The organism is Streptomyces olivoverticillatus, assembly GCF_014203555.1.
Lineage (GTDB): Bacteria > Actinomycetota > Actinomycetes > Streptomycetales > Streptomycetaceae > Streptomyces > Streptomyces olivoverticillatus.
The window spans coordinates 45,151-62,467 of sequence record NZ_JACHJH010000010.1; the positions used below are offsets into that span (position 1 = coordinate 45,151).

The following is a 17,317-nucleotide window of genomic DNA, read 5'->3' on the forward strand; positions in this document are numbered from 1 at the left end:
CGGCGCCGGCCCACGGAGTCCGGACCGCCGTCCTCTCGTCACGCCGACCCGGAGCTGATCGCTTCCGTGCAGCGCAGGACGATCGCCGGACTGTTCGCCGCGCAGCTCGTCGGCGGTATCGGCGTCGGCATCGGCGTCGCGGTCGGAGTGCTGTTCGCGGCGCGGCTGGCCGGCGAGTCCGTCGCCGGTCTGGCCGGTGCCACGCTGGCCGTCGGCTCGGCGCTGCTCGCCCTTCCGGTCGCCGCCTGGATGCGGATGCGGGGCAGGCGGTTCGGCCTGGCGATGGGCTATCTGATCGCCGCGGCCGGTGCGGCGATGCTGGTGGTCACCGCGTGGCTTCGCCCGGTGCCGTTGCTGTTCCCGGCGATGTTCCTGTTCGGCTGCGCCACCACCGCCAATTTCCAGGCCCGGTTCGCCGCGGTCGATCTGGCACCGCCGGCATCACGCGGGCGCAGTCTGTCGGTCGTCATCTGGGCGACCACCGTCGGGGCGGTCGGCGGCCCGCTGGTCGCCGTGCCCGCCGACCGGCTCTGCCGGCACCTCGGCGGCCCGCCGATGGCCGGCTCGTTCCTGCTCAGCGCGAGCGCGCTGGCGTTGGCGGCGGCGATCGTCACGCTGGTCCTGCGGCCGGATCCGCTGCTGTTGGCCAGGAAGGCCGGGCTGGCCGGGCTGGCCGGGGCACCACCGCGGGCCGGCGGCCAACGTTCCGCATTCGGCGAGGCCGGCCGGCAGGCACTGGCCAACCGCGGTGCCCGCCTCGGCTTCGCCGCGGTGGTCAGCGGGCACCTGGTCATGCTCGTCGTGATGTCCATGACCCCGGTCCACCTCGACCACGTGGGGCGCCCCGGCGTGATCAGCGTGGTGATGAGCGTGCACCTGGCCGGCATGTTCGGCTTCGCGCCGCTGGTCGGGTCGGCAGGTGACCGGTTCGGCGGGCGGGTCGTCATCGGCGGGGCCACGCTGCTGCTGATGTTCTCCTGTGCGCTCGCCGCATCGGCCGGTCGTGATCCCCTGCTGCTCGGCCTCGGCATCGGGCTGCTCGGGCTCGGCTGGTCCGGCACGATGATCGCGGGCTCGACGGCCTTGACCGAGTCCGTTCCGGAGGAGAGCAGGCCGGCCGTGCAGGGCCTGCTCGATCTGGTGATGGGGCTGGCCGGTGCCGGCGGAACCGCGCTCGCCGGCGCGGTCGTCGCGACCGTCGGCTACCCGGCCCTGGCCTGGTCCGCCATCGCGGTGCTGCTGCCACTGCTGGTCCTCGTCATGCCTCGGCAGCAGCTCACTTCCCGCCGAAGAGACCAGCGGTGTACGGGAGTCCGCGGTCCACGCGCTGATGATGACTGAAGCCGGCCTGCCCGTCGCCGTCGGCCTCACCGCGAAAATCAACCCCCTGGTCCTGTCCCTGATGGGCGGCGCGGCCGTCGCCCACGGCGCCACAGCCCTGTGGGACGTCACGCTCGCCACGCGCGAACGGGAAGTCCGCCCGGTGGAACAACACATCCACAGCTTCCTCGAAGTGCTGCCCCTCACGGCGGCCGCCTTCACCGCCTGCCTGCACTGGGAGGCGGTCCGCGACGGCCTGCGCGGCGGCAAGGGTGCCACGGACGACTGGAGGATCTTCCCGAAGGAACGTCTTCTCCCCACCGGCTATCTCGCATCGGTCGCCGCGGCGGTGGGGCTCTTCGTCGCCCTGCCCTACAGCGAGGAGATGCTGCGCTGTTTGCGGGCCCGGAGGCGGAAATCGCTCGCAGGCGGAGGGGAGGCACTCTGACGCGGCGCAGAGCGCTCACCGAGTCGTCGTGCTCGCCTTGTCGATCAGCTCGTGCAGCGCATCCGGACCGGGCGCGACCACTTCACCGGTCTTGACGCCGTTGCGAAAGATCATGAAGACGGGCACAGGCCCGACACCGGCCTTCTGGGCGACTTCGAATGCTTCATCCAGATCCACCGAGCAGAAGTCGACGCCAACGGCGAATTCGGAGAGCTCGGAGAACCTCTCGAAGACCGGACCGATGACCCGGCACCGGCCGGCCCACGTCGCGCAGAACTCCACCACCACGGTCTTGTCCTGCGCGATGGCCACTTCGAAATCCTCCAAGCACGTCAACGGCGTGACCGTCATACTTTTCGACTCCTCGGATCCTCGGAAGCGAACGGCACCCGTGGCGAGCCGCGGCTCACGGAGACCACCGTTCCACACCCCCTGCGGACACGCACGCCAACGAGTCGGCAGCCTCTTGCCCGGTCCTGCCGCCTCCGCACGTTTCGCCGGGGCGGCGACACCGGGTTACCCGTCGGTTCCAAAAGGCCGCCCGAGACCCGGCGAGGAGCTGTAACCCCCATGGACCATGCTCAGGCGCCCGTGCTGGAGGCCCTGGCCGCGTACCGCCGGCGGGGCACCCGCCCGTTCACACCACCCCGCCCCAAACAGGGAGCCGGTGCCGACCCGCGGGTCGTCGAGGTGCTCGGGCCGACGTCTTCCCCTCCGACATCCTCGCCATGAAGGGTCTGGACGACCGTCGGATGGCCCACGGCGTGCTGGAGCACGCCCAGCGCCTGATGGCCGACGCCGTCCATGCCGAGCACGCCTTCTTCTCCACCTGCGGCAGCTCGCTCTCGGTGAAGTCCGCGATGCCGGCGGTCGCCGGGCCGCACGAAAAGCTGCTGGTCGCCCGGAACGCCCACAAGTACTGGCAGAGGGCATGGCGGCGCCTCCTGCCGCACCAAGCCGACGCCGCGCAAAGGGCCTACTCGACGTTCTCCTACGAGACCCTGCGCCCAGCCGAGGACGGCGCGCGCTTCTTCGCCGTGACGAACGCGATCGGGAACGGGCGCGGGTTCGCGGTGCAGGAGGCGATGGACCAGGTCGGCGCACTGATCGGCCCGCTGGCGGTCGCCGGGATGTTGGCGGCGGCAGGGGGCGACTACGCGCCCTCCCTGGGCATGCTGGCGGTTCCCGGTGTGGCGGCGCTGGGGTGCCGGCCTGTACCCGGGTCCACCGAACCACAACGGTCGGGTAGGGACGGTCCGCACACACCGCCAGACACCCCCATCGCACCTGCACCAGGTGCGTCCTGCCCCCTTCGGCTCACTGCGATCGATGCGGCGTGGCCGATTTCCCCTGAATCACCGGAGATCTCTCCCCCGATGGATGCGTCCGGCGCGCTACGGACGGGGGCCGGTTCCATGGCAGGTCGAACTCGCGCGCGATCCTGGCGGCGGTGGCGTGCGATTCCGCCTTCGCCGGCAGTACGCGCTCGTCGGTGACGCCGAAGCGGACGTGAGCGAACGGGAGCGCCAGCATCGCCAGGAAGAAGACCGCGCAGCCACCCGCCAGCGCCGGCCGGGTCGTCGCGAGCCGGGCCGTGCGGTGCCGCCCGCAGCCTCTGCACCTGCCGGCATGACCGGCGCCGGCCGAGCCGCCGCTGCCACCGGCCGCATGTACCGCTCCGGGTCCGCCGGGCGGGCCGGCGTAACCGCCGCCGTGAGCCGAACCGGCTACAACTCCCCTGCCGAACTCGGCGAGCCCGCGCGCCGGGCCGCCAGTTCCTTCTCCACCTCGCGCAGCAGGAGTGCGAAGTCCACGCGTTCCATGTAGAACGGGCCTGCGGCTGCCGCGAGTTCCGGTAGATGTGCGGCCATACCTTTCAGAATGTTGACGTGAACACGGCCGAGACCCTGCGGGTGATCTCCCTTCACCCGCATCAGGAGATTGTCCACGACCTGCAGTAGCCGAGCCCTGTTTCCGAGGGCTGCGACCACACGGTCGGCGGCTTCCTCGTACTCCTGGCCGAGGATGCCGCGGAAGTCGTGGTCGCGGAAGATCTTCCGGTCGGCTTCGGCGCGGGCGGTACGGTCGGCGTACTCCGGCGACTCGTAGAGGGAGATCAGCCGGGCGTACTCGGCGGAGAGGGCGTGCGCCTCGGCCACCTGGGCCGCCAACTGCTCCACCTGCGCCGAACGGGCCGGATCGGGCTCACGCAAACCCGCCCACTCCAGCCAGCCCGGTGCGCGCTCCGACAGCTCGGCGCCGAAGACCCCGGCCAGACGGTCCATCCGTTCCTTGAGCGCGTACAGCTCGCCGACGCCCCGAGCGCGGACCATGTTCAGCATCGACCGTGCGTCCGGTTCCCTACGGACCCGGTCGAGGAGGGCACTCAGGCCGGCGGGGTCGCCGTACCCTTCGACGTCGGCGAGCGCCTCTTGCAGCAGTTGTTCGCACGCGGCGAGTTCGTGGGGTTTGAGTGCTTCCATGTTCGTTGCACTGGGGCCCTGGACGTGATGTATGAGGGTCTGCAGAACGCCGATCTCCCGGCTGCTGCGCACGAGCGTTTCCCGCAGCACATCGATCTCCGCCAACCGGGCATGTGCTGCCGTGAGTTCGGCCTCCTGCAGTGCGTGCTTGTCGCGGTAGCGTGCCGGCAGCACCGCATCCGGAAGGACGCGGGACGGAGTGAGCTTGTCCTGCTTTCGCCGCAACCTGCTGATCTTTTCCTCTAATTGCGTGCGCTCAGCGTCGGAGTCGCGCAGATACGCGTCGGCGCCTCCGGCGACAGCAGCCAGTCGGAGACTCAGGAACTCCCGCGCCACCGCCAGTCGATCCGCATCGAGAGGGTCCGTTCCAGCAACCAGCCAGCCGATGAGTTCTTCGACGTCCTCGAGGCCGATACCGAACAGCGTGGCCCGGAAGGCCCGCAAGTCGGCCTGGCGCTGCTGTTCCGCGGTCAGTGCCGGCGCAGCGGCGGGTCCGGCGGCCGAGTCCTGCTCGGCCGGAGCGCATATCTGGCGCAACTCCCGATCCACCACGTCCATCATCCTCATGGCCTCCGCACCGAGTTCGCCCGCGATCGTGGCCGCGGTCTGCCCGGCCTGGCGGGCCGCTCCGTAGATGTGCGCGGCGGCGTACGAGGCGGCCCAGCGCAGCGCCAGTCGTGTGCACCACTGCGGGAGCGGAACGGCTTCGACCAAGGCCTGCTGGGCGGCGGAGGGGACCCGGGCCAACGCGCCGCCCGCCCAGCGGGAGGCTTCCACAAGGGAGGTGCCGGCGCACTGCGCGCCGGCCACCGGGCCCTCACTGGCGAGAGTGACCAGCACACGGCCCAAGGCGCCGTGCACTGCTTCCTCCGCCGTGGCGGCACCATCCTGTACCACCTCGGCGGCCCGGGTGGCCGCTGCGGGGACCTCGCGCAGCAGCTCGGCGACGGTGTGCCGCGGCAGCAGGGCGGACAGCTCGTTGGGGAGCGGCAGCAGCTCGGCGACCCGGCGGCCGGGCAGTTCCGTGACCCACGCGGCGGCCTGCGTGGCGACCTGGGCCGTCGCGGTGCCGACGCGCTGCGCTGAGGCTATCGGGCCTTCGTCGGCGAGAGTCACCAGCGCGCGGCTCAGGGCGCCATGCACGGCTTCCTCTATCTCCGCGGCGTGGTCCCCGGCCAGCCCGACGGTGTTGTCGAGTCCTTCCGCGACCTGGTTCAGAGCATGGCTGAGGGTCGGCATGCGGTCCGCGCGGGACGGGCCCGCCGCCCCCCGGGCTTCTGTCCGGTCACGCAGCGCCGGATCCGGGGGGCGGCCAGGCGAATGACGGATGTCCTGGACATTCGAGCGCTGCCGCATCGCGGCGACTGCGGCATTTCCCGCGGAATGCTGGAGAGCCGTGATCTGCGCCGAGCTCCCCGGAGACGGGGCACGGCTTGGGAGAGAACGAGGGTTCGCGCGGGGAGCAAGTGCTGTCCCTGCCGACTCGCCGCCACGCCGAGCCGCACTCTCACCGGTCTTCCCTTGTACCCGCATCTACCGCTCCTTGCCCGCCTGTTGACACCTCATCCCGGCATCTTCATCACAGGCCGCACAACGATTCGGAGTGCTCGCCGAAGCGCTCTCCAGCGAGCTTCCAGCACCGTACAGGCAAGGCAGGGCTGCCACCATGGTGCCGGTGCACCGGGTCCGGGAGATCATCCGGGCCCCGTCAGGACGAATGACCAGGGGAGAGGCGGCGTTGGGCAGCGTTCAGGTCGATGCCGAAGCGGGCGCCGTGGCCGGTGGCGGCAGTGACCGACCGAGGCCTTGTCTTCAGCCGGGCTCATACAGCCCGCGGGTGGCGTCGACGTTGCGCTTCGTGATTTCGCCGGCGAGGCGATCGACGATCCTGCCGTGGAGCGGATCGAACTCCGCCAGGACCAGCCCAGGCAGGGTGCCCAGGTCCCGGTGGTCGTCGCTCTTGATGGAAAGCCTGATCCTGTCCGGGAACAGCGTCCCCCCGGGGGTCACTTCGAACCGGGCCCAGAAACGGTGGGCATCCGTTCTGGCCCACTTGGCGATCATGTCCTCGTAGGGGATCATCGCGGAGTTGGTGACGTAGGTGCCGGCCACCAGGTTGGTCGCGTCGGTCGAGCCGCCGATCTGCGCACCCTGCACGTGCAGCCATTCCCAGTTCTGCTCCAGTTCGTACGGAGCGCCCAGGAAGCGCTTGGCGTAGGCCACCACTCCGAGAGCGTTCCAACCGTTCATCGCGCTGTCCTGGCCGGCTCCGCGGTCCACCGCGGTCAGCTCCGTGCCCGCCACCCAGCCGGTGTCCGGGCGGGGGGCGGTCAGACGGGCGTACTCGCTGTGCAGTGCGCGCTGCGTTTCCCCATCCATGTCCGGATCGAAGAACTCGGCGTCGCCGAACCGTCGGTTCGCGATGCGAATGCGGTGCGCGGCGGCGCGGACCGTGCCGGCCGTTGAGACATACATGAGCCGCGTCCGGTCTCCCGGGAAGCGGCCTTCGTATTCGAAGAAGTTGGCACCGTTGTCCTCGTTCTTGAAGAGCAGGTGCCGTTGTTCGTACTGGCGCTCGGCGAGACTCTCGTATCGCACGCCGTCGAAATGGCGGGCCGTGTCCTCGTCGATGCCGAGCACGTGCCGGGCCTGGTCGCCGGACAGGTCCAGGCCGTACAGATATCCTTCCGCCCGCGGTACACGCGAGCCGCCGGAGTTGTTCCAGATTTGCGGACCGTGCCTGATGATCGCGGCGACGAGGCCGGGCGTAGCGCGGCCCAGGGCTTCTTCGTCGACAGGGTTGGTGGTCTTGGCGACGCTGTCGTAGTGGAAGAGGCCACCGAGCTCGTGCCAGAGGCGGCGCCATGCGGAGCCCCTCTCCCGGTAGGCGCCCTTGATGAAATCGTCGAGGGCACTCGACCGCACGTCGCCGGCGAAGCCGACGGCACCAAGTGCGGCCGTCAGCCTGTCGACGCCGCCGTACTCCGCGAAGAGCAGCCTGCCGTCGGTCTTCTTCACGAAGGCGTACTCGGCGCCCGGGTTGTGCGAGTCCTGGTAGATCCGCTCGTCGTAATTCGCCAGGTGCATCGCGCGCTGCACGACCGGAGTGCTCACGGGCGGTGCGGGAATGGTGCCGAGAGGCCGCTGCTCTGTCGCTCCCACCGACCCCACCGACGCGCTCATGACCCGTGACGCGTTGGCCTCGGCCTCCCGTTCGAAGCGGTCGTCCGGGTCACTCACCGCGAACCCGTGATCGGTGTCGGTGCCCGCCACTTGGCCCCTGCGCTGCTGGATGACGTGCGTGAGCTCGTGCGCCAAGGTGGCCTTGTCCGCTCCGTCGCGGCCGATGACGACATGATTGCCGGCGGTGTAGGCGCGCGCGCCGATTTCCCTGGCCGAACGCTGTGCGGCGGCGTCGGTATGGACGCGCACGCCGGACAGATCGGCACCGAGCCGCGCTTCCATGTCGTTCCGGGTGGCGGCGTCGAGCGGATGGCCGCCCCCGCGCAACGCCTCGGGCACGGCGGACTGCTCACGGGACGCGCCGCCCGCTTGCAGCATCCTGAGGACCGCGCCGTTTCCTGCTGTCCGTTGGAGAGCCAGGAGCGACGGGGCACTCCCCGGGGGCGCCAGGGCCGACGGCGGTCCGGCCTGCTTGGACTTGGGCGAGATCTGCGCCGGGCGCTGCGACCGATCCGATACCGGAACCCGACTGGGCATGGCCCTCCTCAAGGCGAGACCACCAACAGTGGCCCGCGCCGTTGAGCAGCGTCAAGGACGGGCCACCTCACGCCCGTAAGGCCGTTTCTCGCCATCGGCCTGATTATCCCGTGTGCAGAAACGGTTCTTGAAGGAAATCCGGCCACGCCGCTCGGCCACACCGGCCGCGCCTGGACCACCTTGACAACAGTCAGGCGGCGTCAGCCGTAAGGGGACTCACACGGAATGACGGACACGGGACACCCCTGTTCGCAGCCGAAACGCCTTCCGGCCCTCGGAATCGGAGCCGCACCATCCGGATGCCCGGGGCCGCACTCCCATGGTGGCCGGTTTGCCCCGGTGTGGTGGTGAGTGCTGGCGGCATACTCTCGACCGGTCGGACGTCGTCCCCGCGTGAATCATCACCTTGCGCCCCATTCAGGGTGCTCACTGTCGCGCGCCTTCTTGATGTTTCACGCGTCACATAAGGGCTGGAGGGGATTGTTGTGCCGGATGTCGCCAGCATCCAGGAAGTTCCCATCGGAAATGGACCTACGGTCTCGACACCGCATTCGGTGGCAGTCGGCAACTTCGGATACGTGTGGGTGACCACCAGCAACAAGAGGGTGTTCCGCATCCACCCCGGCACCCCCACGTCCCAGACGGCGATCGGCCATGCCGGTATCCACGACCTCACCGCCGGCGTCATGAAGGACCCGGGACCGGATCAGAAGAAGATCTGGTTCGCGGCTCCGGTACGCCAGGACCCCATCGTCTCCATGGTGACCGAGGGCAGTTTCCCGACCACCGTCTTCCCCCTGGAGCCCAACGCCAAAGCGGAGAGCATCAAGCTCAGGACGACCAACATCGGCACCCCAGGCACGCCCGTCAACGCCTACAGCCTCCTGTTCGCCGAACCTGAGAACAAGTACATCGGGGCTATCGCCATTCCCTCCGTGGCCGGGGAGATCGTCCGGATGCCCGTCGCCCAGGAAACCTGGCTGTGGGACGTGGCGGTCACGACGGCCGCGGACGGCAAGACACACACCTACTGGGCCACCGGCCAGAAGCGGACCAGCAATCCCGTCAGGCCGGAGAACGGCCTGTACCGGCGCTCCCCCGGCCAGATGGCCTGGGAGCGGATCGAGGTGCTCCGCGGGCCGGATCACAAGCCCTGCTACATCATCGCGGACACGGAAGCGGTGTGGCTTACCACGCAGAACCCGAACATGGTGATCCGCATCTCCCTCGCCGACATGACGGTCAAGAACGAGGAGCTGGGTACCGCGGCTCCGGAGCAGCTGGCGTTCGGCAAAGAGGGCCAGGTATGGGTGGCCTCCAGCGCGGGCCTGCACGAATTCGACGCCCGTCTGTCGGGGCCGGGTTCACTGCAGGGCCTGCCGCACGGCGGCGGAGCGAAGGGGCTCTGTGTCGGCACGAACGGAGAGCTCTGGTACACGAATCCCACGCGAAAGAGCCTGGGCTGCTACACCCCTCCCCCGCCCCCGTTCGGCGCGGCCACGCTCAGCGGCCGGACCCAGGTGGTGTCGCACGGGGCCACCCAGGTCCAGATGAAGGATGTCGTCGAGCGTCCGCTGGTCGCGGAGTACGTGGCCAACGGCAGGCCGATTCCGGGTATTCCGCTGACCTGCCGCGTCGAAGCGCAGGGAGCGAGGTTCGACGACGGAGCCCAGGAACGCGTGTTGCTCACCGATCAGCGCGGACAGGTCGTTCTCCCCGACGTGGTCGCCGGGGACGTCGAGGAAACAGCGGTGCTGAGTGTCGGGCTCGGCTCCAGTGAGCCGCACGCCGCCACCACACTGGAGATCACCCCGGCCTAGCGCGACGCAGCACCCTGATCCGCCCCTTTCACCCCTACGGAGGGAGCACCGCATGACGTCCGCAGCGCCGCCGGCCGGTGACACCGGCAAGTACCCCATCAACGCCGCCGCCGTCGATCTGACGTGGAACGGCGACGACCGGAACGTATGGTTCGTGACCGCCGAGGGCATCGTCGGCGTCTTCGAACCCCGCAGCCCGTGGAGCAACAGTCTCTTCACCCCGGGCTCGGGTGCCACCGGCAGCGCGTCCTCCATCGTCGCCTGGCCCGGCCACGGCGTGTGGACCTTCATCACCGGGCAGGACAACTGCGCCTTCGTCAAGTGTGACCTCAACGGCCTCTATCAGACGCACCCGCTGAGCGGCCGGACGGACTGCCGGTCCCTGGCCCTCGCCCAAGGCCCCGGCGGAAACACGTGCGTCGTCGCGGCACTGACCGACTGGAAGATGCTCGCCTTCGTCGAGCCCGGGGGCGGCATCACCTACTCACAGGGGTACCCGGCGGGCCTGTACGCGGTCGCGGCCGCGCAACAGGACCCGGCACTCCTGTGGATCAGCTCCCCGGGCGGCCGGTCACTGGCCACCTACGACGTACACACCGGTCAGTTCTCCCAGCCGATCAGCATCGGCGCGGAGGCCCGGGACATCGCCGTCACGCCGTCGGGCGACGCCGTGTGGGCGGCCACTCCCGACAACGTGCTCTTCAAGTACACCGCCCAGGGCGGCGTGGTGCACCGCGTCGAGACCCAGTACCCGGCCCACCGCCTGACCGCGACGGCGGACGGGACACTGTGGTTCGCCAGCACAGAGGGCAACGCCATCGGGTATGTCCTTCCGGGGCAGACCAGGGCGGCCATGATTCCCACGGGCGACGGCAGCCGGCCTGCGGGGGTCACCGTCTCCGGGGACGGTCAGCTGTGGGTCGCCCTGTCCGGTGAGAGGGCCCTGCAGCGGGTCTCCCGGTACCGGCTCGCCGTGGAGTCGGGGGACGGGCAGTCGGCCGTGGCCGGCCAGCGCTTCCCCGAACCCCTCGTGGTCAAGGCCACACAGCTCGACGGCACGCCGGTCGGAGGGCAGAAGATCGAGTTCCGTGTGGAAGGCGGGTCGGCGGTCTTCCAGAACGGCGAGCCTGTCGAGATCAGGCACACCGAGGCCGACGGGGTGGCGACCAGCTCGCTGCTCAAGGCGCTCAAGGAAGGCCCCTGCGTCGTCACCGCACGCTGGACGGAGACCGAGGCCGTCGCCTCCTTCTCCCGACTGACCGTCACCCCGCCGGTGGGCGCCGCGCACCACGTCCGCTATGTCTCGGGTGCCGGACAGACCGTGCCCCCGGGGAAGTCCTTCGACGAACCGATGAAGGTCATCGTGGAGGACAAGAACGGCATCCCCGTCCCGGGCACCAAGGTCACCTTCAAGGTCCGTGACGAGGGAGCGGCGACCTTCCCCGGCGGAGTGGACACGGCCAAGGTGACCAGCGAGGCCGACGGTTCGGCCACGTCTCCTGTCCTGACGGCCGGTGACAAGGCCGATGTGTTCGCCGTACGGGTCTGGGTGGCGAAGACCCCGGTGAGTCTGCTGCTCGACCAGTACATCCAGTGACGGCCGCGTACTGACCGGCCCTCCCGGCTCCCGCCCTGAGGCGGGGGCCGGGATCCGCCGGCCATATGCCCGCATCTCTCGGTACAGACGGAGGAACGCGCCCCCACCATGCCCGAGAACGATTCACCGCTGCGCACCGAGTACGACTTCCAACTCCCTCACGGCTATGTGGATGCCGCGGGCACCGTGCACCGCCAGGGCGCCATGCGGCTCGCCACAGCCCGCGACGAGCTGTCTCCCCTGATCGACCAACGGGTCAGGGAGAACCCCGCCTATCTGGGGGTGGTCCTCCTCAGCCTCGTCATCACGCGGCTGGGGACCGTGAGCGACATCCACGCGGGCGTGGTGGAGCAGTTCTTCGCCAGGGATCTCGCCTATCTCCAGGACCTCTACCGGCGCATCAACGGCCTGGACTCCGGCCACGGCGCCGTCGCCTGTCCTTCCTGCGGGACCAGCTTCGCCCTGCCCGGACCGGCCTCGGGCGGCCGCCTGGGGGAAGCATGACGCACCCGGAGCGCCTGCTCCGTGAAGAGAGCGCCTACATCGCCTACCACTTCCACTGGGCGTACGAGGACATCCTCACCTTGCCGCACGCGGAGCGGCGCGCATGGGTGCGTGAGATCGCGCGGATCGACTCCTCTGTCAGTGAGGGGCGGTGAGCGTGGTGGGCGTGATGAAGGGGTTGAGCCCTTTCAAGCCGGGGCGGTGGCGGCGGGGACGGCGTACGGGCCCGGCGCCCGCCCCGGCCCCGGCCTCCCCGGCGGCGGGGGCTCCGCCCGGGCCTCCGCCGCGTGGGGACTGGCGCGTGGTCGCGCCCGTCGGGCTGCTACGGATGCCGGTGCCGCTCTCCTGCGGGCTCGGCACCTTCCGGCAGGACCTCGCGGCCTGGCGCCCGGCGCCGCTCGTCACGGCCGACGGCCGGCTGCTGCCACGCGGGGTGCCGTTGGCACTGGCACCGGCCGATCGTGGTGCTCCACTGATGGGGGTGGCGGTGGTGACGGAAGTGCCGCCGGTCGCCGGGGCGCTGTCGCGGTCCGAGGTGCCGGGGGTGGACCCTTCCCCGACCCCGTCCCTTCCCGAAACCGGGGGCTTCGCCCCCGTTCCCCCAGTCGGCGCGAGGCACGTCGACCGACGGTCCGGCGAGTACGGGGTGGGCACCCGGCATGAGGGCGGGGTCGTCGGGGACCCCCGCCTCCCCTCGGGACAGGGAAGTGGTGCGGACCGGCGAGCCCGGAGCGGGCCCGACGACCGGCCCGGCGCCTCGGAGGGTGCGGGACGTCCCGAGCCCCGCGCGCCTGGGCCCGCCAGCGACCCAGGGCGTCACCGGGACCAACGGGCCCGGGGCGAAGCCCACGAAGCCGGTGCCTCGGGGAGCCCGGGGCGCGGCCGGCGCAAGGCCGCCCGACGGCCCGGCCGTCCTGTGAGCCCTGGGCGCGACGTGGACGGTGGAGTCCGGAGCGAGCCGTTCGTCACCGGCTCTCCGGACAGTTCGGTACGCACCGAGGGCCCGCGGGGACCGGGCGAGGTCTCCGTGCCCGGGCCGCTCAGGCACCCGGGTCGCGACGGAGACGACCTCGGCCACCACGAAGCTCACAGCGTGGGCTCACTCGGAGAGCCGGGACGCGACGGGGACCGATGGGAACCGGGCGGGGCTTCCGACTCCCACCTGCCATGGAGCCTTGGGCACCGTCACGGACCGTCGTCCCGGGACGGAGACCTCGACTTCACCCCTCAACGGGGTCCCAGGCACCGCCAAGGCCAACCGGACGCAGGCGGAGCGGACGGCCCCGGCCCGGCAAAGAACCCGGAACAGCACCGTGCCCAACCGGACCAAGACGAAAAACCAAGCACCCCATGGACTCCCGGACACCGCCAAGACCAACCGGACCGGCGCGGCACCGGCAATCCCCGCCCACCAGAGGCCCTGGGACACCACCTGGACCGACCGAGCCAAGGCGAGCCCCCCGGTCTCCGTCTTCCTTGGAGCCGCAGGCACCGCCGGCACCGATCCGACCAGGACGCGGCCTACGGCCCCGGCGCATCAAGGGGCCCGTGGTGCCATCAGGGCCAGCCCAGCCAGGGCGAAGCCCCCGGCTTTGGCCTTCCTCGGAACCCCGAGCGCCCCCAGCGCCAACCGGACCGAGCCGCAGCAGACAACCCCAGCCCCTCAAAGGACACCGGACACCGCCAAGGCCGGCCGGGACCAGGCGATGTCCCCGGTCCCGGCTCCCCGAGGAGCCCTGGCCTCGCCGAGCCTCGGGGCGGCCACAGCGAGGCCCGGGCTACGCCTTTGCAAGGTTCCGGTCGCCCCCCGGGCCGACAGGACCACGACGCGTTCCCCCTCACGGCGTCGCCGGGGGTCCCGGAGCATCTCGGCGGCCGACAAGCCCCCGGCGAACCGCCCGGCCCCAACCCTCCGTGGGGTCCGGGGCGGAGCCCCGGTTCGGAGAAGGGGCGGGATCGAGGCGCCCTCCCCACCACCGGCTCCCTCCCCCCGGCCGGCCCCCGGCACCGGCTCGGCGTCGGGCAGCCGCTCCCCCGCGTACCCGGCACCGCCATGCCGTTCGTCACCCCGCCCCTCGCCGGGAACGCACGGCCGCCCGGCACAGCGGCCGGCGAACCGTCAACCACCGCCCCCTCGTTCACATCCACCCCGGCCCCGCAGACCGCGCGCAGCCCGGCCCCACCGGACACCGCGGCCATCGCCCGGGAGGTCGCCGAGGAGGTCGCCCGGCAGCATGCCGGGCTCCTGGCCGAGGCCGTGGTCCCGGCCCTCGGATTCTCTCGACGGACGCGCCGGGCGGCGACGCGGTGGCAGTCGCCGCCGGCTCAACCGCCGGCGGAAGACAGCTCCTGGGGTACCTACCCACCCCGCTGACGCCCCGCAGACGCCCCACGCGTCACCCCCGAAGCAGCCGCACCGCCCGACCCCACGGAGTGCTCGCACATGCCGGACCAGCCCTTCGCCGTCAGTTCCCACTTCCAGCTCTCCATAGGCATGCACGCCCTCGGCTCCTTCACGGCCTGTGACGGGCTCGGCTGCACCATGGACGTCGAGGAGCGCGTCGAGGGCGGGACGAACGGGCACGTGTGGCAGCTGCCGACGCGGCTGCGCTACACGAACGTGGTACTCAGCCGGCCGCTGACGCAGGAGACCGTGCTCGTCTGGGCCTGGATGCGCGCGCAGGTGATCGAACCGGTGCGGCTGCCGGGGCAGCTCGTCGCCCTCGGCCCGGATCGGCAGCCGCTGGTGCGGTGGCTCCTCGACGGTGTGCTGCCGGTGCGCTGGAGCGGGCCGACGTTCGATGTGGACCAGTCGCAGCCGGCCCGGGAGACCTTGGAGATCACCCACAACGGCTTCCTGGGCATCACCATCTGACCCGTCCGACCGTCGAGAGGACCACATGCTGTCCGAGCTCCTGGGGGGCGCGCCGGTACGGGCCGCCCTCGTGATCTACGACCCGCCGGCGGGAACCGGCCACGCCCCGGGGCCGGAACGCGGCCGCGTCCGCTTCCACTTCAACCCCGACCGGGTCCAGGTCGGCAAGCGGGCCCGCTGGGACCGCAGCCCCGCGCCCTCCAGCGAGGAGGCGCCACGGGCACAGTTCGTGGGGGCCCAGCCGCGCACCATGACACTGGAAGTGTTCCTCGACGCGGGCGACTTCCGCTCCAGCGTGCAGGACCAGGTGGAGAAGCTGCTCGGCTGCTGCGCCCCGACCGCGCGGAGCGCCACGGCGAAGCCCGCGTCGGCGCCCTGGGTGCGGCTGGAGTGGGGGCGTTCGCGCACGACCGCGTTCCTCGCGCTGGTGACGCAGGTCGACGCGGCGTACACCCGGTTCGGGCACGACGGGACACCGCTGCGCGCCACCTGCACCGTCTCCCTGGAGGAGGTGGGCGGCGCGACGCCCCGGCAGAACCCGACGTCGGGTGCCGACGGGCCGGTGGACACCCATCTCGTGGTGGCGGGCGACACCCTGGCCGGAATGGCGTGGCAGGCGTACGGCGATCCGACGAGGTGGCGGGCGATCGCCGAGGCCAACGGCGTCGACGATCCGGCCCGGGTGCCCGTGGGCACGGTGCTGGTCCTGCCGGTCCTGGAGGAGCGCCCCGCGGGAGGTGCCGGGTGACGGAGAGGCTCTACGCGGCGGAGCCGGTCGTCGCCTTCGGCTCCCCGCTGCAGGAGCTATGGGCGGAACGGCTGGTGGAGGCTTCCGTGGACACGTCGGTGGGTCTGCCGGCCCGCACGACCTTACGGTTCCGCGATCCCGAGCACCGCCTCCTGGCGGCGGCGCGGATCACCGTCGGGGCGCCGCTGACCGTAGCGGTGGCCGCCGCACGCAGCCGCACCCGGGTGGTGATCTTCGACGGCGAGGTCACGGCGCTGGAGACCGAGGTGGATGCCGACGGGACGTTCACGACCGTGCGGGCCATGGACCGGGGGCACCGGCTGACGCGGGGGCGGCGGGTGGCCGCCTACGTCGACACCACGGTGGCCGAGGTAGCCCGGCAGGCCGCCTCCCGGCACGGGCTGACGACGGGCCGGATCGACGCCGAGCGCACCCGCATCCCGCACGTGGCCCAGCCCAACCTGACCGACTGGGAGTTGCTGAACCATCTCGCCGACCAGCACGGCCTGCGCCTGACGGTCGAGGGGAGCACCCTCCACATGCTCCGCCCGGCCGCCGCCGACGCGGCGCCCGCGCCCGGCACGGGGGCGGACCGCAGCCCGTTCGTCCTGGAGCACGGGGTGAACCTGCTGGCGCTGCGCGCCGCCGTGTCCTCCGAGAACCAGGTCGCCGAGGTGGAGGTCCGCGGCTGGGATCCCGACGGCAAGGCCGCGCTGTCCGCGAAGGCCGGTGCGGGCGACAGCGAACGGCTGCGCCTGGGCGTCACACCCGCGCGGCTCGGCAAGGCCTTCCCCGGGCCGGCGCCGGAACTGCTCGTGGGCGGCCGGGCCCACACCACCGCCCCGCAGGTGGACGCGGCGGCCCGCGCCATCGCGGCGGAGTCGGCGGCCGCGATGGCCACGCTGGCCGCCGAGGTCGCGGGCGCCCCCGAGCTGCGGGCGGGCGTGCCGGTGACCCTGGCCGGAGTGGGCGAGCCGTTCACCGGCAAGTACACCGTCACCTCCTGCGGTCACGTCTTCGACGGGGACCAGGGCTACCGGACCCTGGTCCGGGTGGGCCCGCTTCCCCCGCCCGTCGTGCCCTACCCACCGCCACTGTGCGCGCCGGGCGTGGCGGTGGGCATCGTCACGGACATCAAGGAACCGGGGAAGGGCCAGCGCGGTGCCGTACGGCTGCGTCTGCCGTGGCTCTCCCAGGACTATGTGACCGACTGGGTCCGTACCGTCCAGTGGGGCGGGGCCGGTGGCGGCGGCGTCTTCGCTCCGGAGGCCGGGGACGAGGTACTGGTCGGCTTCGAGCACGGGCGGCTGGACCGGCCCTACGTCCTCGGCGGGCTCTACAACGGCCTCGACGCCCCCACCGACCACGGCCTGCCGCTGGTCGACGCCGGTACGGGCCGGGCCAACAGGAGTTCCCTGGCGTCCCGTTCGGGCGATCGCCTCGAACTGCTCAGCGCGACTGACGGCCCTCAGGGCGTCCGGCTTCTGAGCGGCGACGGCAAGCTCGTCACCCACCTCGACCGGAAGGACACCACCATCGCCTTCGCGGCGGGGGAAGGGGGGAAGACCGTACGGGTCTCGCTCGACGGCCGCGGCGAGGGCACCCTGACCATCGACGCGGGAGAGACGGGCACCCTGATCCTCAAGGCCGGCTCGGTGACCGTCACCGCGGCCGGAAGCGGCGGCGGGCAGCTGACGCTGGAGGGCGCCACCGTCACGGTGAAGAGCGGGGGCGAGCTCAAGCTCGAAGGGCAGCGCACCACCATCACCGGCAACACCGTCGACATCAACTGACCTGGCACG

At 71.5% G+C, this 17,317-nt stretch carries 12 protein-coding genes and 2 pseudogenes; 11 read left to right on the forward strand and 3 right to left on the reverse strand.

Translation table 11 applies throughout. From position 1 onward, the window contains the following. The first annotated feature begins 66 nt into the window (after positions 1 to 66). A complete protein-coding gene (locus FHS39_RS25910; protein WP_221463206.1) occupies positions 67 to 1,341 on the forward strand; it encodes an MFS transporter in 1,275 nt (424 codons plus the stop codon). Next, on the forward strand, positions 1,331 to 1,768 hold the full coding sequence (locus FHS39_RS24460; RefSeq protein ID WP_343069728.1) for a hypothetical protein: 438 nt from the start codon (positions 1,331 to 1,333) through the stop codon (positions 1,766 to 1,768). The genes FHS39_RS25910 and FHS39_RS24460 overlap by 11 nt, the downstream gene beginning before the upstream one ends. Before the next feature lie 15 nt (positions 1,769 to 1,783). Here the strand turns inward: FHS39_RS24460 and FHS39_RS24465 are convergent, their stop codons facing one another. Then, positions 1,784 to 2,119, reverse strand: a complete 336-nt coding sequence (locus tag FHS39_RS24465; protein WP_184351665.1) for a thioredoxin family protein — start codon at positions 2,117 to 2,119, stop codon at positions 1,784 to 1,786. Between the two features lie 219 nt (positions 2,120 to 2,338). Between FHS39_RS24465 and FHS39_RS25190 the strand changes: the two are divergent. Further along, a pseudogene (locus FHS39_RS25190) lies at positions 2,339 to 2,685 on the forward strand (ornithine decarboxylase); the annotation flags it as partial. Positions 2,686 to 2,733: 48 nt separating this feature from the next. Continuing rightward, positions 2,734 to 2,826: pseudogene (locus FHS39_RS26100) on the forward strand (fluoride efflux transporter CrcB); the annotation flags it as partial. Positions 2,827 to 3,495: 669 nt separating this feature from the next. Here the strand turns inward: FHS39_RS26100 and FHS39_RS24475 are convergent. Further along, on the reverse strand, positions 3,496 to 5,490 hold the full coding sequence (locus tag FHS39_RS24475) for a hypothetical protein (RefSeq protein WP_184351666.1): 1,995 nt from the start codon (positions 5,488 to 5,490) through the stop codon (positions 3,496 to 3,498). Positions 5,491 to 6,063: 573 nt separating this feature from the next. Continuing rightward, positions 6,064 to 7,812, reverse strand: a complete 1,749-nt coding sequence (locus FHS39_RS24480) for an eCIS core domain-containing protein (RefSeq protein WP_246470467.1) — start codon at positions 7,810 to 7,812, stop codon at positions 6,064 to 6,066. 713 nt (positions 7,813 to 8,525) lie between these two features. Between FHS39_RS24480 and FHS39_RS24485 the strand changes: the two genes are divergently transcribed. From FHS39_RS24485 to FHS39_RS24515, 7 genes are all read left to right on the forward strand, one after another. Further along, the gene (locus tag FHS39_RS24485; protein WP_184351668.1) at positions 8,526 to 9,791 is read left to right on the forward strand and encodes an NHL repeat-containing protein; all 1,266 of its coding nucleotides are present in this window, start codon (positions 8,526 to 8,528) and stop codon (positions 9,789 to 9,791) included. A gap of 52 nt (positions 9,792 to 9,843) precedes the next feature. Next, entirely contained in the window at positions 9,844 to 11,388 is a 1,545-nt protein-coding gene (locus tag FHS39_RS24490; RefSeq protein WP_184351669.1) for a hypothetical protein, read from the forward strand. A gap of 108 nt (positions 11,389 to 11,496) precedes the next feature. Then, a complete protein-coding gene (locus tag FHS39_RS24495) occupies positions 11,497 to 11,892 on the forward strand; it encodes a hypothetical protein (RefSeq protein WP_184351670.1) in 396 nt (131 codons plus the stop codon). Beyond that, on the forward strand, positions 11,889 to 12,047 hold the full coding sequence (locus tag FHS39_RS24500) for a DUF6760 family protein (RefSeq protein WP_184351671.1): 159 nt from the start codon (positions 11,889 to 11,891) through the stop codon (positions 12,045 to 12,047). The genes FHS39_RS24495 and FHS39_RS24500 overlap by 4 nt, the downstream gene beginning before the upstream one ends. A 2,288-nt stretch (positions 12,048 to 14,335) precedes the next feature. Beyond that, positions 14,336 to 14,767 carry a phage tail protein gene (locus tag FHS39_RS24505; protein WP_184351672.1) on the forward strand — a complete coding sequence of 144 codons (432 nt, stop codon included), beginning with the start codon at positions 14,336 to 14,338 and terminating at the stop codon, positions 14,765 to 14,767. A gap of 25 nt (positions 14,768 to 14,792) precedes the next feature. Further along, complete coding sequence (locus FHS39_RS24510; protein WP_184351673.1) at positions 14,793 to 15,515, forward strand: CIS tube protein; 723 nt, start codon at positions 14,793 to 14,795, stop codon at positions 15,513 to 15,515. Then, positions 15,512 to 17,308, forward strand: a complete 1,797-nt coding sequence (locus tag FHS39_RS24515) for a VgrG-related protein (RefSeq protein WP_184351674.1) — start codon at positions 15,512 to 15,514, stop codon at positions 17,306 to 17,308. The genes FHS39_RS24510 and FHS39_RS24515 overlap by 4 nt, the downstream gene beginning before the upstream one ends. The last annotated feature ends 9 nt before the right edge of the window (positions 17,309 to 17,317 follow it).

Excerpts from the sequence above, each read along its gene's own strand:
- FHS39_RS24460 (WP_343069728.1), top strand. The coding sequence starts at position 1,331 with ATGATGACTGAAGCCGGCCTGCCCGTCGCCGTCGGCCTCACCGCGAAA.
- FHS39_RS24465 (WP_184351665.1), bottom strand. The coding sequence starts at position 2,119 with ATGACGGTCACGCCGTTGACGTGCTTGGAGGATTTCGAAGTGGCCATC.
- FHS39_RS24475 (WP_184351666.1), bottom strand. The coding sequence starts at position 5,490 with ATGCCGACCCTCAGCCATGCTCTGAACCAGGTCGCGGAAGGACTCGAC.
- FHS39_RS24480 (WP_246470467.1), bottom strand. The coding sequence starts at position 7,812 with ATGCTGCAAGCGGGCGGCGCGTCCCGTGAGCAGTCCGCCGTGCCCGAG.
- FHS39_RS24490 (WP_184351669.1), top strand. The coding sequence starts at position 9,844 with ATGACGTCCGCAGCGCCGCCGGCCGGTGACACCGGCAAGTACCCCATC.
- FHS39_RS24495 (WP_184351670.1), top strand. The coding sequence starts at position 11,497 with ATGCCCGAGAACGATTCACCGCTGCGCACCGAGTACGACTTCCAACTC.
- FHS39_RS24500 (WP_184351671.1), top strand. The coding sequence starts at position 11,889 with ATGACGCACCCGGAGCGCCTGCTCCGTGAAGAGAGCGCCTACATCGCC.
- FHS39_RS24505 (WP_184351672.1), top strand. The coding sequence starts at position 14,336 with ATGCCGGACCAGCCCTTCGCCGTCAGTTCCCACTTCCAGCTCTCCATA.
- FHS39_RS24510 (WP_184351673.1), top strand. The coding sequence starts at position 14,793 with ATGCTGTCCGAGCTCCTGGGGGGCGCGCCGGTACGGGCCGCCCTCGTG.